The sequence below is a fragment of the Phycisphaerae bacterium genome, assembly GCA_035275405.1.
Lineage (GTDB): Bacteria > Planctomycetota > Phycisphaerae > UBA1845 > UTPLA1 > DATEMU01.
This window is the reverse complement of sequence record DATEMU010000003.1, coordinates 856,537-873,621: the sequence shown is the minus strand read 5'-3', so window position 1 is coordinate 873,621 and position 17,085 is coordinate 856,537. Positions and strand designations below refer to the sequence as shown.

Genomic DNA, 17,085 nt, shown 5'->3' with positions numbered 1-17,085 from the left:
AAGCTTGAAGTCCTCGTGATTGGGTTTTGTATTGCCCGGCTATCCGATTGGCTGCTCATCGGGGCGGTTGAATATGCGATACAACACGGGCAACACCACTAGCGTCAGGGCTGTCGAGGAAAGGATGCCGCCGATCACTACGGTTGCCAGCGGTCGCTGCACTTCGGCACCCGTGCCTGTGGCAAGAGCCATCGGGACGAAACCGAGCGAAGCGACGAGGGCGGTCATCATGACCGGGCGGAGCCGAGTGACGGCGCCGCGCGTGATCGCTTCATCGAGGCTATCGCCTTCAGCTCGAAGTTGGTTGATGAACGAAATCATGACTAGGCCGTTTAGCACAGCCACGCCTGACAGGGCGATGAATCCGACCCCGGCAGAGATCGATAGCGGAATATCTCGAATCCACAGTGCAAGGACGCCGCCCGTCAGCGCCAGTGGAACACCCGTGAAGACGAGGATCGCGTCTTTGAGGTTTCCAAACGTGACGAACAGGAGCACCAGAATAAGCAGGAGTGCAATCGGTACGACGATGCGAAGGCGTTTGGCCGCGGAGATCATCTGTTGGAATTGGCCGCCCCATGAAGTCCAGTAGCCGGCCGGGATGTCCACTTGCGACTCTATGGCGGCCTGGGCTTCTCGAACGAACGACCCGATGTCGCGACCGCGAATGTTGGCAGTTACGACGACGCGCCGCTTGCCATTTTCCCGGCTAATCTGGTTGGGGCCGGGGCTGATGACAAACTCAGCGACGGACCCGAGCGGGATATGGCTTGGGAGGACTTCGCCCACCGCCCCGTTTTCCTGTCCGATGAGCCACACGCTCGATTCCGCCTTGGGCAGTGTGACGGGAATGCGCTTGAGCCTCTCTACGTCCTCGCGCATCGATTCCGGAAGTCGCACGATTAACTCGAAGCGGCGGTCTCCTTCAAAGACTTCGCCTGCGCTCTTGCCCCCGATGGCGATTTGGATGACATCTTGCACTTCCGAGACGCTGAGGCCGTACCGCGCCATTGCGGCGCGGTCGAGTTCAATGGTCAGAATCGGCAGGCCCGTGACCTGCTCGACCTTTACGTCCGCGGCGCCAGGAATCGCCTCGATGACCTTGGCGATCCGTTCGCCTGCTTCGACCATGACATCCATGTCGTCGCCGAAAACCTTGACGGCCACGTCGCTGCGTACTCCCGCAATGAGTTCATTGAATCGCATCTGGATGGGCTGGGTGAATTCATAGTTGTTGCCGGGAATCTCCTTCACGGCTTCCTCCATCGCGCGAACGAGTTCAACCTTGGTGCGGCGCGGCTCAGGCCAAGTATCGTGTGGCTTTAGCATGACGAAGTTGTCGGCCACGCTGGGCGGCATGGGGTCGGTCGCGATTTCGGCGGTTCCGATTTTTGCAAAGACCTTGTCTACTTCAGGGAATTGCTTGAGTCGTCGCTCCAGCGATTGCTGCATCGCCACAGCCTGACTCAGGCTGGTTCCGGGAATGCGCAATGCGTGCAGGGCAATGTCGCCTTCGTCCAGACTGGGGATGAACTCAGTTCCCATCCGTGTTGCCAGCAAGCCGCAGAGCACGACAAGCACGACCGCAGCAGCCACAACCGTTGCGCGGTTCTTGAGAAACAGGTTGAGCGTTCCAACGTACGGAATCTTTGCCATCCTGACGAGGAAGTTCTCCTTCTCCGAAATATGCCCGCCGAGCAGAATCGCAACGGCGGCGGGCACGAACGTGACCGATAGGACCATCGCCCCGAGCAGGGCCGCAATGACCGTAAACGCCATGGGGTGAAACATCTTTCCTTCTACGCCCGTGAGCGCGAGGATCGGCAGATAGACGATCATGATGATCAGCTCGCCGAACATCGTCGCCTTTCGTACTTCCTTCGAGGCTTCAAACACGAGCGCCAGTCGCTCTTTGAGGGAGAGCGTCCGGCCCAGTCGGTGCTGCTCCTCGGCCAATCGGCGCATGCAGTTTTCAACGATGATCACGGCGCCGTCGACAATGAGGCCGAAGTCCAAGGCGCCGAGGCTCATGAGGTTGGCGCTCACCTTGTTTGAAACCATTCCGGTGATGGTGAACAGCATCGCGAGCGGAATGACCATCGCGGTAAGCAAGGCGGCACGAATGTTTCCCAGGAAGAAAAACAGAATCACGATAACGAGCAGCGCCCCCTCGACGAGGTTCTTAGTCACGGTGGCGATAGTCTTGTCCACCAGAACCGTACGGTCATAGACCGTCCGGGCGACGATTCCCTCTGGCAGCGTGCGGTTGATCTCCTCCATTCTTTGAGCGACGTTGTGAGACACGGATCGGCTGTTTTCGCCCATCAGCATGAAGACGGTGCCGAGTACGACCTCCTGGCCATTCTCCGTTGCCGCCCCCGTTCGGAGTTCCTTCCCCAGTAACACGTCGGCGACATCATCGACGTGAATCGGAATGCCGCGATGGGTGCCGACAACGATCTGGCGAATATCGTCGAGCGTCGTGACCTGCCCCGGCGAGCGGACGAGATACTGCTCGCCGCTTCGCTCGATATAACCCGCGCCGGCATTGGCATTGTTTCGAGCGAGGGCTTCGAGCACGTTGTGAAACGTCAAGCGATAGGCAAGCAACCTGTCCGGGTCGGGGGTGACGTGAAACTGCTTTTCGTAGCCGCCGATCGTATTGACCTCGGTGACGCCGGATACATTTCGAAGCTGTGGCTTGATGATCCAGTCCTGGATCGTGCGGAGGTCCATCTCGGTGTAGGGCGCGTCGTCCGGCTTGGTTGCGCCGGGATTGGCCTCCACCGTGTACATGAAAATCTCGCCAAGGCCGGTGGCGATCGGACCCATCACCGGTTCGATGCCCGGCGGCAGTTTGCCCTTGGCTTCCTGGATGCGCTCGTTGATGAGTTGACGGCCGAAATAGATGTCGGTTCCGTCCTTGAAAATGACCGTGACCTGCGACAATCCATAACGCGAAAGCGAGCGCGTTTCTTCGAGGCTAGGCAATCCAGCCATGACGGTTTCGATCGGAAACGTGACGCGTTGCTCAACCTCCAGCGGAGAAAAGCCCGGCGCCTCGGTATTGATCTGGACCTGAACGTTGGTGATATCCGGCACGGCGTCGATGGGCAGCTTCTGGAAGTCATAGATGCCCAGGCCGGAAATGCCGAGCGTGGCCAGTAGGATGATCCACCGCTGGCGAATCGAGAATTGCAGGATGCGTTCAAGCATGTTGGATCACTTTCATGTTCGCCCCATGTCGGTTTTGCTCACGTCGTGGCCGACTCCGAATAGTCCATGCCCGGATCGGGTTCGATGCCAAGACTATCCATCAATCGATTGCTGTAATTGAAGTACGCTGCCAACTGGGCGATATCGACGATATCCTCGTCGCGAAAGCCTGCCTCGCGTAAACGCTGAACGTCGGTGGCGCACATCCGGTCGGGGGTGGTGGTCGTCTTGACGGCAAAGTCGAGCATTGCCCGAGTTGCGGCATCGAGCGCCAACTGCCGGTAATCTTTCTGAAGCGTCTTAACCTTCGTATCATCCTGGACCTCGGCACGGAGGTCCGCTTCATGGCTGGCCACTCAGTACAGGCAGCCATTGACCTTGGATACGACGGTCGCGATGAGATAACGCTGAAGCCGCGTGAGTCCGCCCGGGCTGTCCATGAGATGACGGTACATCTGCCGTCCAAGCACCATCGTCTCCGGGCGAAGGCTTTGTATCCTTACGAGATTCATGACGTATCCGAACTTCGCACGACTCTCCTGGTAGATCGTCCCGAGCACGCCCTGGGCATCCTTCTCTTCAACGGTCCGTATCCAACTCATCTGTGTTTCTCCTTGTCAATGGTCGTGGGTCGCTCCCGATTTTCCGACATCGGCCTTGAGAATGAAGCTGTTCTTCGCGGCATACCGTTCGCCCGGCGACAAGCCACTGAGCACCTCCACCCACTGGCTGTCTCTGCGTCCGAGTTCCAATGGCCGTGCCTCAAAAATGTCGCCGTAGTTGACGAAGACCACCGACCAATCGCGGAGGGTCTGGATCGCATCGACCGATACGGCGATGGGTACATTGGTCTCGTTGCCAAGAGTTTCCGCCGAGACGAACAGCCCCGGTCGCCAGACGCCATCGGAATTGGGTAGATCGACGATCGCCTTGGCGCTGCGGGTCTCCTCACCGACGATGGGACTGACGTACCAGATTCGTCCGGTGGCCTCTCGGCCGACGGACTTGGATCGGATGATGACGGACTGGCCTGCGCTCACACGAGACACGTCGTCGGCATAGACCATGATCTCGACCCAGACCGATGAAAGGTCGGCAATCATGAATACATCCGCATCGGCCTTCACTGCCTCGCCGAGGGTGATGTGCTTTTCGATAATCTGGCCGTCGATCGGGGCCTTGATGTCGAAACGGGTCAGCAAGCCCACAGGAAGCGGCGAGCGAACTTTGAAGGGCACGACCTCGCCTCCGGGCTCCTTGGCGAGCAGTTCGAGGTCTTCCCGAGAGAGGCCGAGCGAAAGGAGCTTTTGGGCGGCAACCTGCTTGGCGATCTCCGACTCCTCCAGCGCGTGGCGAGTGGTGTGGTACTCTTGATCCGGTGTGATCTTCTGCTTCCACAGCTCCACGGTTCGAACGAAGGCGAGTTGTGCGTATTCGTGTTTGTGGACGGCCTCGACGTATTCGCTTGTCGCCTCAGCGAATTCTCGACTCTCAATGCTGGCGAGGACTTCACCGGCCTTGACGTGATCACCTAGATTCTTGTTCACACTTGTAGTTACCCCTGCCAACCGAGGCACCACATGGGCCAGTCGATTCGTGTTTAAGGCGATCTGGCCGGGCAGGCCGAGCGACGACTTGATCGTGGCCGGCCCGGCGGTCTGAATCTCGATTCCGGCCTCTTTCACCATCTGCGTTGTGAGAGTCACCCGGCCTTCGTAGGTCGAGTATTCCCAACGATGTGATTTGCCGGCGTGTTTGGCCTCGACCTCAACGTCAAACGAGTGTGGCTCCTCGACGGTCTTGTCGCCTTTTAGGTAGTCGGCGTCCTTGGCAAAAGAAAACTCGTCCACGCGTCCGCCGAGCCGATGAAGCTTCATTGAAAGGTTGATCTGCTCCGGCGGGACGGGCTTTCCAGAATCGGAGGCGTAAACGCGAAACTGCGGCGGCACACCGCGCTCGAAGATGGTGACTTCGACAGCAAAGTCGCCATCGGCCAGCATACGGCCGCCGTGCGGTCCTTTTGCGGCCTCTTCGTCGTGCCCCGAGTGATCTTCCGTGTGTCCGTGGTCGTCGCCTGCTTTATGTTGATGAGCATCGTTTCTGACGGACTGCACATCCGATCGGAGGATATACACGCCGCCAGCGACGCCGATGACAAGCACGACCAACAGAGGAAGAACGCGACCTGTTCTCGTGAGTATTTTCATGACCTTCATTCCAGCCAAGTGGATTTCACTCAAAACAAGAAAGCGGCAAGCAGGCTCCGCGCAAAGGCGGCTGCGAAGCCGATGAGTTGAACCGCTTCATCGCCCAACGCGGCGCCGACCGAATCGACGAGGCTTTGTTGCTCATCCGGCGTGCAGCCTATATGCAGGAATAGACTGGCTGGCATCGAGAACAGCCAAGCTCGCCTGCGGTGTCGCGATGAAGTAGTCGTGCCGTTCACGGTTGTACCTCCGAGCTTGATTGTGCCGGTGTTCGTTCCTGCGTCGGTTTGGCATCCTGATCCGTCGTCGGCTGAGATGCGGTTGTCGCCTTCGACAACAGGACGGTCGCGGGACGCCCGGTGATCCGCTCCAGATCCGCGATGGTTACAGCGGCGGTCCGCAGCGCATCTATCGCGATTCGACGCGTCGCCAAGAGTGTTCGTTGGGCCTCAAGAACGGTAACGATAGAAGTCTTGCCCGCTTGGTAAGATGTATCCGACAGGTCCAGACTCTTCTGCGCCTGTGGCACAATTTGCGTTTCATAAAAGCGAGCGACTTCCCATGCGGTCATCGCCCGATCAACCGCTTGTCGTGTCTCCTGCACGACAGATCGTTCAATCGCGTCGAGTTGCCTCAAAGCCTGCTGGTAGGCGTATTCTGCTTTTGCGATTTGAGCTTGGTTCTGATCGAAGATCGGAAGGGTCATTGTTAGCGCCGGTCCCAGTATGGAGTCGATCTCCTGACGCCGTTCTTGATTCCGTTGACCGCGAGATTGAATGTCTGGGGCGGTTAACGATCCCGCAGCGACGGACGAACGAGCGGTATCGGCAAGGATGTTTCGGCCCGGAAGTGCCCGCCGTTCAGTCCTTTCCAGGAAGGGGCCAACCTCGATGTTGGGAAACACCTGGAGGTATTCTTCGCGAACTCGCTCCTCCGCGACCGACGTGGCCTGCCGCGCGGCCTTGAGGTCCAGACGCGCCGAGAGCGCAACTTCGACGACTTGGTCCGGGGACAAGCTCGATTCCGGCGGCTGCGGAAGAGGGTCGGTCAAGTTCAGATCCTCGGCCTTGATTGTTAGGCCGAGAAGTGTCGCCAGCCGTCGTCGCGCGGTGCCAACGTCCAGGCGAGCCGTGCGTACTTCCAATTCTGCGTTCAGTGCTGGGCTTCGCGCCAAATTCACGTCGAGTTCACCGACAGCACCGGCCTTTTGACGTGCCAAGGTGGCCTTCAGCAGCCCTTGGGCGACATCAAGGTTTTCTTTCACGATCGAAAGGTTTCGGTCGGCGGCAACGGCGGCGAAGTAGGCTGCCTTCGCGTCGGCTGCGAGCTGAGTGCCCTCGCGGGCAATCGTGAGAACGGTTTCTGTCAGCGTGCCCTCGGCAACCCTCCTGCGAACTGGAACCTGCCACAGGTCCACGATATTTTGAGCCAAGCTCGCCTGAAGATTGCTACGCCCGCCGCCCTCGGGGAACTGGAGAGAGAACGCCAATGAGGGATTCGAGAAAAGACCGGACTGAACCAAGTCGGCCCGCGCCATTCCGATGCGAAAGAACGCCGCCTGAAGCGTCGGATTGTTGAGGAGCGCGATGCGTACTGAGTCTTCGGCTGTCATCCCGTTGCCAAGAAGCTCGGAAACCATTTGCCGCGCTCGCGCATCATCGGTTGGGTCGTAAACCGCGGCCTGCCCCGTCGCCGCGATGACTTCGGTGGCGGCCCGCCGGTAATCTGCGCTCGGGTTTACCTGCGCGCAGCCGGTCGGAATCAACATCACGAGATTCAAACCGATTCGCAGCGGCGTTCTTTTCGACATTCGCGGTGGTCCTATCGTTCCAATGAACCGGCAATTCGATCGCTGGCGATGCGAAGGGGACGTGCGTGACGCAATTGCGCGCACGGAGACCCTGACGCGGAATCAAAACGAAAGGGATCAGATCAGAAGGGAATTACTGCTCAGCAGAATGCTGGAGATGACCCGCTCGCCGCGTGGGATTGATGAACCCGGAGGGCGAGATTTCGTCGGTACGGCCAATCGCGAGTAGATATCGAGCACGGCCAACGTGTTGGCCGAATCCAATTCGATCGGCAAATGATCCAAGACAGTACGCGAATTATTCGTTGCCCGGACCGTGAGGCTTTCACCGAAAACGAGGAGCAGCGATCCGCAGTCCTCGCTGTGTTCCGTCACATCGACGTGAGGTAACGAAAGGGGGCCTTGCTGCCCATGCTCAAGATCGTGCAATGCCGCGTGCTCATCTTTCACCTGGCTGAAATCTGAGCCGCTGACGGCATGAAAATGGCGGCCCTCCGAGCCGTGGTCGTGAAATAGAACGGCGCCGATCCCGGCTGGTCTAAAGGCCAGAAGTGGAGCCAGCAAGCATACGAAGAGTGCTCGCGCGGGTTGCGTTGCCGTGTTGGTCCCGAGTACCCCGAACATCACTCGTTGATGCTATGGGGCTACCGGGCGATTGTCCAGGAGCCGCTCTAACAGGCAACACTTGCACTCAACCGGGAGCTTTATGCAGGTGGCAGCACTGAGGGGTTGCGGGGGCGGGAGAACTGCGACGGCCAACGGTTGTTGAACCGTCGGAAACTGCCCTCAACCTGCCCTCAAAACGCATCACGACACGGTAAGAAACCGTGTAGGAACAGGACATCTGCGAGACGAGCGAAGTCGTTGTCGTTTCGCAAGTTCGGCGATAAAGTGAGCATTCGGAAGAGGTTGGTAAATCGGGGCAGATTGAATCCCTCCCTTTCCGTTATTGTTTCGAGGCAGTTCACAAGCTCTTGAAACTCCCGTTGCAAAGCTTCTCAATCATAGACTTCCCGTTTGCCCTCAAACTGCCCTCAGAGCGCGAATCGGAATCGGCCCGAAGAGTGAGCGACTCGGCACTTGTCCGTCGAGGGCTCTGGCACTTCGCAGAACAAGGGGATGAGGATGCCGCACGGAAACGTGTCTTGACACCACTTCGTCAGGGCACTCGAAGGGCGAGCAGGGGCGCGGATCATTGACACCTGTGATGGTTCATGTCGCTCGCGACGATTCAGAGCGTACGGCGATCCGGGCGACGATCGCGATGTCCTTGGGTATCCTGCAGGGTCCTTTGCGGCGCAGTATTGGCAGTTTCGCTCCGGGTTTTCGGAAGGAGGCGGTATAATGGCGACTCGTGGACACAACGCTCCTCACAACCGGCGAGCAGGAAAAGCTGGCGAGCCACAGTGAATCGCAGGCCAAGACACAAACATTCCCGCGGGTGGCTGGATACCATGTAATCAGGTCGCTCGGGCATGGTGGGCAAGGGTATGTGTTTCAGGCGATTCGCGGGGCCGACGGCCTCAAAGTCGCCATCAAGTTCATATTGCCGAGCCACGGTCATGACAGTCGCGCACGCGCCATTTTCGAGAAGGAAAGGCAAACCCTTGAATTGCTGAAGCATCGCAGCGTTGTCCGCGTGGTCGACCAGGGGAGCCTGGAATCCGGCGAACTTTGGTTCGCGGCGGAATACATCGACGGCGTGCCGGTCAATGAGTATGTGCATGCCCTTGACCGAGCGGCCTTGGCAGAGAAAAGTTCATCCTCCCGTCCTGAGTTCCCTTTGAAAAAAGTCCTGGAACTCTTTGTGCAGATCTGCGAGGCCGTAGAGGCGGCTCATCGTGCAGGTGTGATACATCGCGACCTCAAGCCGGCCAATATCCTCGTCGACGTTGATGGCGTTCCGCACGTCCTCGATTTCGGCATCGCTCGCAGCCCGTGGCACGGCAGCCCGGACGCCGCCAGTATGACGGGCGAATTCATGGGCTCGCTGGTTTGGAGTTCACCCGAACAGCTCGAAGCGCGGCCATCGCTGATCGATGTTCGGACCGATGTTTATTCCATCGGCATGATGCTCTATTACGCGATGACTGGGGCCTTCCCCTTTGACACGAATCAGGAGACGCTGCTTCCCGTAGAAATTCGGACGGCTAAGATAATTCCCCCGCGAGAGATCCGCTCCTTCATCGATGCCGACTTACAGACCATCGTCCTGACTGCCATTGCGAGGGACAAGAATCGTCGCTATTCAACCGTCGAAGCACTTCGCAACGATATCCTGCTTTACCAGGCCGGTCGGCCCATCACTGCCCGTCCGCCGAGCCGCATGTATAAGCTGACCAAGTTCGTTGCCCGCAATCGCGTGCTGGCGGCATCCATCGTGTTCGGCATAGCCCTCACCGCGGCCTACCTCGTCAGCGTGACGCACCTGTATCGCAGGGCCGAGGCGAATGCCGCGGACGCTCGCACCAAGTTCCGCGCCGCACGCGACATGCTCGACTTCACCCTTTCTCAAATCGATACGGAACTGACCAAGTTCGCCGGGGCCTCCAGCCTGCGGCGGAGTCTGCTGGAAAAGGCCTATTTCCAGCTGGAGGCATTCCTGGAGGAAAAGAACGATGACCCGCAGCTTCAGGCCGACCTCGCCAAGACGCATACGCGACTTGCCGACATCGCTCAGTCGCTGGGGCGACCGGAAAAAGCCGCGAGCGCAGCAGCGGCCGCACTGGACCTCCGGCGCAAGCTGGCTGCCCCCAACTCCGCCGATGCCGAAGCACAAGCCCACCTGTCGATCGCCCTGGTGCGAGTAGGGGACATCGCCGTTGCACGAGGCGATTCACGACGCGGCCACGAACTGTACGAACAGGCGCTGGTGATCGACGAGGGCCTCGTCGCTCGGGAACCGGACAAGGCCAAGTGGCTTGAACAGTTGAGCTGGAGCTATGACCGGCTTTGCTGGGCGGCGATCTTAAACCAAGATTGGCCGCACGCGGCGAACCTCCATGAAAAGCGGCTGAAACTGGCACGGCGCCTTTTCGAGATCGACCACGCGAGCACTGTGCACAGGAAGAATTTGCTGGCGGCCCTATTACAGACCGGAACGACGAACACGCTCGGCCCGCCAGCGGAGGGTCCGACACTAGTCGAGCGTGCCGCGGAGGCGGATCCGCTTCTCGCGAGTCTGCTCGCCGTAGAGCCGGACAATCCAGATTATTTGGCCCATGCCTATACCCTGCACATGCTTCGTGCAGAAATAGCGAAACAGGAGGCACGGCTGGCCGATGCGCGGTCCTCGACGCTGGAAGCGGTCGCCATCGCAAATCGCATTCTGGCCGCCGAACCAGAAAATCGCGATTGGGGCGGGAGACGAATCGTTGCATTCCGCGAGCTTGGTTCCTACGCGCTGAATGAGTCCGAGTATGGAGCAGCACGGGATTTGTATTCACAGGCCCTGGATCAAGCAACGACTCTCGGCAGTCGGCTTCCGGCGGACGTGAACCTCACCACCCTACAGGGCGATGCGAGGATCGAGCTTGCGAAAACTCTTTGGCGCGAGAGCCGCACGGACGAGGCCCACACGCAATTTGCCGAAGCGATTCGCTTGTTCAAACAGTGCGTCGCCCACCCGGGCGCCGAACCGGGCCACTACGGCCTGCTGGCCGAATGGCTGGCGACGTGTCCGGTCGAGGAGCTGCGCGAACCCGTCTTGGCGATAGAACTCGCGCAAAAAGCCGTCGAACGCTCCCTCCGCCATTCGCCAACCCTACTTCTTGTCCTTGCCATCACCCAGCGAGAAAGCGGCCAGATTTCACAGGCCCGGCGGACGGCGGAGGAGGCCCTCGCCCTGCTGCGGCCCGTCCCAACTCCCATGCGGAAACAAATCGAAGACCTGCTCGCTACGCTTCCCGAGCAGTAGTGACCACACACCCCGGCTGTGAATTGCTCATAGATTCGCGTCTACGAGTCGCAGTTCAGGTCCCGCTCAAAAAATAATCTGAATTCCGACAAAGATTCGCCAGCCTCCGCGCTATATGGGGCCGATGGCGGATGGTCTGCCAGTACATGTGGGATACACAAATCGGCGAACCCGTCGAATTGCTAACTGATGGCGCCAGCAAGAGATGCAGCCCGCAACCCCCGCTGGCCGCCGCTATTTAGCGAGCGGCAATGGAAGCGACTCGTTGGGCGATTGCGTCTAACGCGCCGCCAGTCACAGGTGGCCGAGTGTCTCTGCCGCGACCTGAAAGCCGGAACGATCGCCCGCGAGCTGTCACTCTCGCTTGATTCGGTCCGCCATCACTCCAAGGAGCTGTTCATAAAGCTGTCGGTCAACACGCGACTAGGTGTGGTGCTATGCCTGCTGCATGACAGTCGCGGAAGGAAGCAGGCCACGTAAGCGTGTCGGAGCGAACGGTGCGACCTACATGAACATGTAGCTTGAAAGTGACACGGGTACCTTGATACTCTCAGCGTCGTACCGCAAGCTCGTCCACTGAAACCAGTTTGAGGTTCCCAAATTCTACAAGCGTTTAATCTTAGCAACGGGATGTAAGGAGGATAGATCTATGGCGCGAAGCACCACCTTATTGAACATCATTAGCTGTGTAATCGCAACCAGTTTTTTCTGTTCCTGCGGGGTTGAGCCAGTTCCCAGTCCATCTGTTCCGCAAATTCTCGACGAGTCCATTCCTCAGAACCGCACTGTTGAAATGCGAATTGACACCACCGCTCAACCGCAGCCGAGCGACCAGGCCGTTCCGCAACCGGAACCTTCCTACATCACGAGGTGTAAGGTGATTGCAAAAAGCGGAGATCAGGGAATCACGTCGATCCACCGTTTTCCCTCAGTTAATGATCATGGTGTAGTCGCATTTGCTGCTGCGTATCAAAATCCGGGGCTCAATGTGGTGTCTGACAACTTGTTCTCCTACGATCCTTCGTCCCCATCATCGCCCCCTCTGCGACAACTATGCAAGGACGGATTCGCCTTGCAGAACTCTCAATCATCGACGCCGTGGCAGACCTTTACACCAAGGATTCAGATCAACAATTCAGGGGAGGTTGTAACAAGGAGGTATCTTACCGCGCGTGTTCAGATAGGGTTTCCGTTCGGTCAAATCCTAGATATGCCACTGACGTATATCGAAGGTTGGGATGCCAATCTGGCCTTGCCCCACCAAGATCAAAATGGAGTTCTTCATATCCCTGACCAATTCGCTGGTGGCGATGCCGGCATCGGGCCTGCATGGGTCTTTCTTTTTTTCCTTAATCCAATTTCTGCGGGAAGTCTTCCAACGCCGTTCGTGCCATTGTCGCCTTATGCTGGCCTACAGCCGCATTTTAGTATTAACAATCTTGGACAATGTGTTTTTGTCGGACTCACCCAGTCGTTTCAGAATGTGCTTGCCACTCCTCTGGCCGCGCCGTATTTTTACTTCGAGCACATTCCGACGGGCGATACCACGCTCGAAAACCTTAATCCCGTCTTGGCCGATAACGAGACCCTCGTTCTCTTTGAACGGGAGGGCGGGACGGGCCATGTAAGGCTCTACACCTATGATCTGACCTCGCTCACGCCAATCGCTGAGGCACCGTACTATAGCACAGTGGGAACGAGACCAGGCCTTAGTGATGATGGTCAGCTGATTGTCTTCTGTGGCGACCTAACTCAGGTCGGCGCCGACGCTTTGCAGCCTGGTTACGCGGGGCCGGACCAGCCGATGCACCGACCTGGTCGTGGTGTTTTTGCGCGATTTGTCGATTCGCAGGGCAATGTGCGCGTGGTACGTGCCGCCGGCTTGAGGGAGAACGCCGTCGTTGATCCCGGTGAGTGGTATCAGGATACAAACTTCAACGGCATCTTCGATCCGCCGCCGGGCGGCAGCGAAACCGACGACGGCCCGATTTCAGCGTTTCACGTAGATGCTCGCGTCTGCGCTAACAATAACGGCTATGTCCTTTTTTTGGCAGACGATGCAGCCGGTAACAAGTCCGCCTTTCTTTGCCGTGTCAATCGCGAGAACATGCAATACCCGGTTTCCACGCCACTTAGGGTTTTGGGAATTGGAGATGCCGTCGCGGGATTGGACGGAGCCATCACCGATATCGACATATACGACTCCCTAAGCAATCGAGGTGACTCTGGCGATATTGTCCTGTGGTGCCGCACAGCGCTTGACCAGCAGGCGGTTATCGCAGCAGAGCTGATACGACAGCCGGTGATCTTTGTTCCAGGAAGTGGTGCCAGCTACCTCGAATCGGTTCCTTGTGGTCTCACGGCCGATGCCTCGATTTTATGGTTTGGAGGTCGTACGCTGATTGGACCTCCGCTTCCTTGCTGTGGAATCTGCGGTCTATCAATTTCCGAGCCATTTGTGATCGCAACAGACGTGGGGCGCACATTCTTAGGACAGCCGGTCTATAACGTGTTGATCGACACGGTGCTACATCAGCAAGGCTATCGAGAGTATATGGTTGATAAGATTCCCGGGCGGCGGACTCGCGCGGGTTGGGATATTTCGCAGGATATGCAACACCCGAATTTCTTCCCTTTCGCATATGATTGGAGGAAGAGCAATTATGCTACGGCCAACGACCTCCACGAATATGTCTTGGCTATTCAGGATGCCTATCGCCGCATCTATGATGACCCTGACCTGGATGTTAACGTCCAAATCATTGCCCACAGCATGGGTGGTTTGGTTGCCCGACGTTACCTACTCGACCACCCAGGAGAGAATGTTGTCTCGCGCTTGGTTACAATCGGCTCACCGTTCCTCGGTGCGCCGAAGGTCCCACTGATCCTCGAGCATGGTGAGTGGTTCAATGTTGAAAAATTCGGCTACGGGTGGCTTCCGCGAGCGCCAATTCGCGATGTCGTAGGCGGTTTTGCCGGAGCACACGAGCTAATTACGAGCCCTGCTTACTACCTCTTAGGGAGGGATTCCGAGTTGCCGCCATTTATTGAGGACGGATGGGATTTTAATAACAACGGCAATCCATTCGACACGTACGACTATGAGACGCTTAGAGCCACTCTTGATAGTAAGTATATTCCAAACCATCCAGGCACTACAAACGAATTGTTTCACCTTGTGGGACAGGACGATTGGCGAAGCGATTCGAGCGGCGTTGAACTTCTGCACGTCATCGGCGACGGAGCTTGCAATGACACGGTCGTCCAGGTGCGCGCTGCACTGCGGCGGAATAACCTTGGCTTCGAGCCACATCTCGAAGAGTCGAGAGGACGCGGTGATCAGACGGTTCCGCTGCTAAGTGCGACAAGAATCAACATCTTTGGCGACGACTTGAACGCACCGGGTGCAACCCTTTGCGTTCAGCGCGCAGGAATTCAGGGCAATACGGAGTCTGATGTTGAGCACACCGCACTAACTGGGAACAGAAACGTGCTACGTAATGCTACGCACTTCTTGTCCACCGGGGAAATCCTAGAATGCCAACCTGCTGCCCCCGCTATCAGACCCTCCCTGTACATTCGGCTTACGGGGGTGCCCGACCCGGTTATCTCGGATTCTGCTGGGCACACAGGGACGATAGTAGGACAAGCGGCACTCGCCGTTCCCCACGTGTCGCATAGTTTCATCGGCCCCAATAGCCACGACTTCGTGATGCCCGCGAATCAGACGTATACCGTGCAGTTCAGCGCACCTTCAACGTCAGTGGGGATACAGGTTCTCCTCGGGCAAGATGAGCGTTCGCCGGTCATAGCAACCCGATGGTTAGACCTGGCCCTCCCGCCATCGACTATTACGCGGCTTGTCGTGTCGGCGGACGGTGCTTCGACTCTTCTGAACGACGCTGACGCAGACGGTACGCCGGAAGCGCTAATCGCCCCATTCGCCGCTGTGTCTGGTGCCGCTGCGGCGGATTCTCAATCTCCCACGGTACGATTCTGCCGTTCAGTAGCTGGAACATCGCAGCTTGTGACCATCTATGCCAGCGACGTTGACTCGGGTGTGCATGACATCAACTACTCGGTTGATGGCGTACACATCGCCCCTTACACCGGGCCGTTCTCTATTGATCCAATCGTTACGACCGTTGTCTACGCCGACGCAACGGACAATGTCGGAAATCGTAGTAGTTTCATCGCAAACCGCGGCGAAGCACAGTTCGCATCAAACGTCACTACGATGATCGCCGTGGAGCGGGGGCCGATACGGTTTAGGCGACACACCCAGCGGTACGAGCAAGTCATTGTCATGAAGAACGTTTCCAGCATGGATATACCATGTGCGGCACCGGTATCATTGGTCCTGGATCGACTGTCGGCTGGTGTCGTCCTTTTCAACGCCACAGGAGTGACCACCGTTCGACAGCCACCTACGGGCAGCCCCTACGTCAACACCGACGCCGGAACGGATGGAATTTGGAAGTCCAGTGAGAAGTTCAGAATTACGTTGGAGTTTACAAATTCAACACAACAGCAGATTAGCTATACTCCGCGCGTGCTCGTCGGAGTGGGCGATCGCTAATGTCCAATGGGCTGCATGAGGAGTAACTGGTATCACCGTCTTGCAGAGTTCTTCACACCCGAAACCGAAGGAGTCCATATGTTTAGCTTGTTTGACTTGATCCTGATTGCCGCTATGGGGTGGTCGTCGGCCACTGGGGAGCCAGACCTGACGCTTATCACAAGCGGCGCTTTTCAGAACCCTTGTGTCCGGTCGTCGTGCTCGATGAGCTGCACCTTCCAGCTATCCTTCCAGCAACTTGGGCCAGCCAGCGTCCAATGGGGAGTCCCGCTCTCCGGGGCCGACCAACAAAGTACAGCCTTCATCCTTGGTGCAACTCAGCTGCTTCCGCCGCTCGGTCAGGAGTTCATCGTCGGGCGGATCTTCCTCGGGAACGGCGTCACGCGCCTCGGCACCGAACTGACATCGATCGAAGTGCTCTTCGTCGCGTTCGTGAACGAACTCGTACCGCCGCTGGTGCTGGGGTTCTACCGGGAGCCACTTTGCATAATCACAACGCCGAATAGCACAGGTGATCCAGTGAGAGATGGCGATGTGTATATTTTGCCCGAGGCACTGGGTGGTGGGATTGGCGTCCAGGTTCCAGAGCATGGGAGCGGAGTCTTACGGGTTCTTGGCGTACGATTTGTACCAACGCTGGCTAGCGCTACCGAGCCCAGGCAGCCGCCGGCGCTTGCTCCAGGGCGAGGCGACCAGCCTGATTGGACTATCCGAGTCACCGGAGTGGATGCCGAAGGCGATGCCCAACTGGTTTCAGTCAGGGATGTAAAGGTGGATATGCGCCCCGGGCAATGCCCGAACGACTTGAATCTTTCTCATCGATGTCGAAGGAACGGTCAGCAAAGGTTCGACGTAGCCCTTGTCGGGTCGGCGGACGTAGATCTCAACGCAATTGACCGGGAAACCGTTCAGATGGTGTTTGGAAATGGACGCCGCGTGAGACCTATTGGCTTCCAAATGCGTGATGAAAGTTCGGCTGCGAATTCTGCCGATCCTTGCGTCTGTGAGGAGCGTGCTCCGGATAATCTTCAGGATTTGGTATTGCAATTTGACGGGTCGGCGGTAGCCGGAGCTGCTTTCGCCCTCGGGGAGCCTTCGGGGGCGAGCGTACTTGTCGCGATCCAGGGTCGATTCAACGACGGGGGCTACTTCCAGGCAAGTGATTGCGTTCACCTGATCGACGGCGGTGGCTGCCAGGAAGGGGCGCGGGGATCTCAAACACCTGTTACGCCGTCACCGGGGTGAAAGACTGCCGGCTCGCGGGCCGCCGACCATCTGGACGGCCGGTTCTGAGGGTGTGCCACTCACGCAGGCAAGCCCCACGCGGCCGACTTCCGTTGAGCCGCGTTGTGCCCGC

11 protein-coding genes are annotated in these 17,085 nt (G+C 58.0%); 4 read left to right on the top strand and 7 right to left on the bottom strand.

The window, feature by feature from the left end; all coding sequences use genetic code 11:
- Positions 1 to 39: 39 nt before the first annotated feature.
- The 7 genes from VJZ71_05630 to VJZ71_05600 form a co-directional block, all read right to left on the bottom strand.
- Positions 40 to 3,216 (bottom strand): CusA/CzcA family heavy metal efflux RND transporter, encoded by a 3,177-nt coding sequence (locus VJZ71_05630; GenBank protein ID HKQ47528.1) that lies wholly within the window; start codon positions 3,214 to 3,216, stop codon positions 40 to 42.
- Between the two features lie 38 nt (positions 3,217 to 3,254).
- Complete coding sequence (locus VJZ71_05625; GenBank protein ID HKQ47527.1) at positions 3,255 to 3,572, bottom strand: peroxidase-related enzyme; 318 nt, start codon at positions 3,570 to 3,572, stop codon at positions 3,255 to 3,257.
- A complete protein-coding gene (locus tag VJZ71_05620) occupies positions 3,573 to 3,818 on the bottom strand; it encodes a hypothetical protein (protein HKQ47526.1) in 246 nt (81 codons plus the stop codon).
- Between the two features lie 15 nt (positions 3,819 to 3,833).
- Positions 3,834 to 5,423, bottom strand: coding sequence for an efflux RND transporter periplasmic adaptor subunit (locus VJZ71_05615; protein HKQ47525.1), 1,590 nt, complete (start codon positions 5,421 to 5,423; stop codon positions 3,834 to 3,836).
- Positions 5,424 to 5,452: 29 nt separating this feature from the next.
- Positions 5,453 to 5,662 carry a hypothetical protein gene (locus VJZ71_05610; GenBank protein ID HKQ47524.1) on the bottom strand — a complete coding sequence of 70 codons (210 nt, stop codon included), beginning with the start codon at positions 5,660 to 5,662 and terminating at the stop codon, positions 5,453 to 5,455.
- A complete protein-coding gene (locus tag VJZ71_05605) occupies positions 5,659 to 7,191 on the bottom strand; it encodes a TolC family protein (GenBank protein ID HKQ47523.1) in 1,533 nt (510 codons plus the stop codon). The genes VJZ71_05610 and VJZ71_05605 overlap by 4 nt, the downstream gene beginning before the upstream one ends.
- A 159-nt stretch (positions 7,192 to 7,350) precedes the next feature.
- A complete protein-coding gene (locus VJZ71_05600) occupies positions 7,351 to 7,857 on the bottom strand; it encodes a hypothetical protein (GenBank protein ID HKQ47522.1) in 507 nt (168 codons plus the stop codon).
- A gap of 730 nt (positions 7,858 to 8,587) precedes the next feature.
- Between VJZ71_05600 and VJZ71_05595 the strand changes: the two genes are divergently transcribed.
- The 4 genes from VJZ71_05595 to VJZ71_05580 all read left to right on the top strand — a co-directional run bounded on the left by VJZ71_05595 (position 8,588) and on the right by VJZ71_05580 (position 16,973).
- Positions 8,588 to 11,149 carry a protein kinase gene (locus VJZ71_05595; GenBank protein ID HKQ47521.1) on the top strand — a complete coding sequence of 854 codons (2,562 nt, stop codon included), beginning with the start codon at positions 8,588 to 8,590 and terminating at the stop codon, positions 11,147 to 11,149.
- Positions 11,150 to 11,338: 189 nt separating this feature from the next.
- Complete coding sequence (locus VJZ71_05590) at positions 11,339 to 11,629, top strand: LuxR C-terminal-related transcriptional regulator (protein HKQ47520.1); 291 nt, start codon at positions 11,339 to 11,341, stop codon at positions 11,627 to 11,629.
- 169 nt (positions 11,630 to 11,798) lie between these two features.
- Complete coding sequence (locus VJZ71_05585; GenBank protein HKQ47519.1) at positions 11,799 to 15,728, top strand: hypothetical protein; 3,930 nt, start codon at positions 11,799 to 11,801, stop codon at positions 15,726 to 15,728.
- A 15-nt stretch (positions 15,729 to 15,743) separates the two neighbouring features.
- Positions 15,744 to 16,973 (top strand): hypothetical protein, encoded by a 1,230-nt coding sequence (locus VJZ71_05580; protein ID HKQ47518.1) that lies wholly within the window; start codon positions 15,744 to 15,746, stop codon positions 16,971 to 16,973.
- Positions 16,974 to 17,085 lie beyond the last annotated feature (112 nt).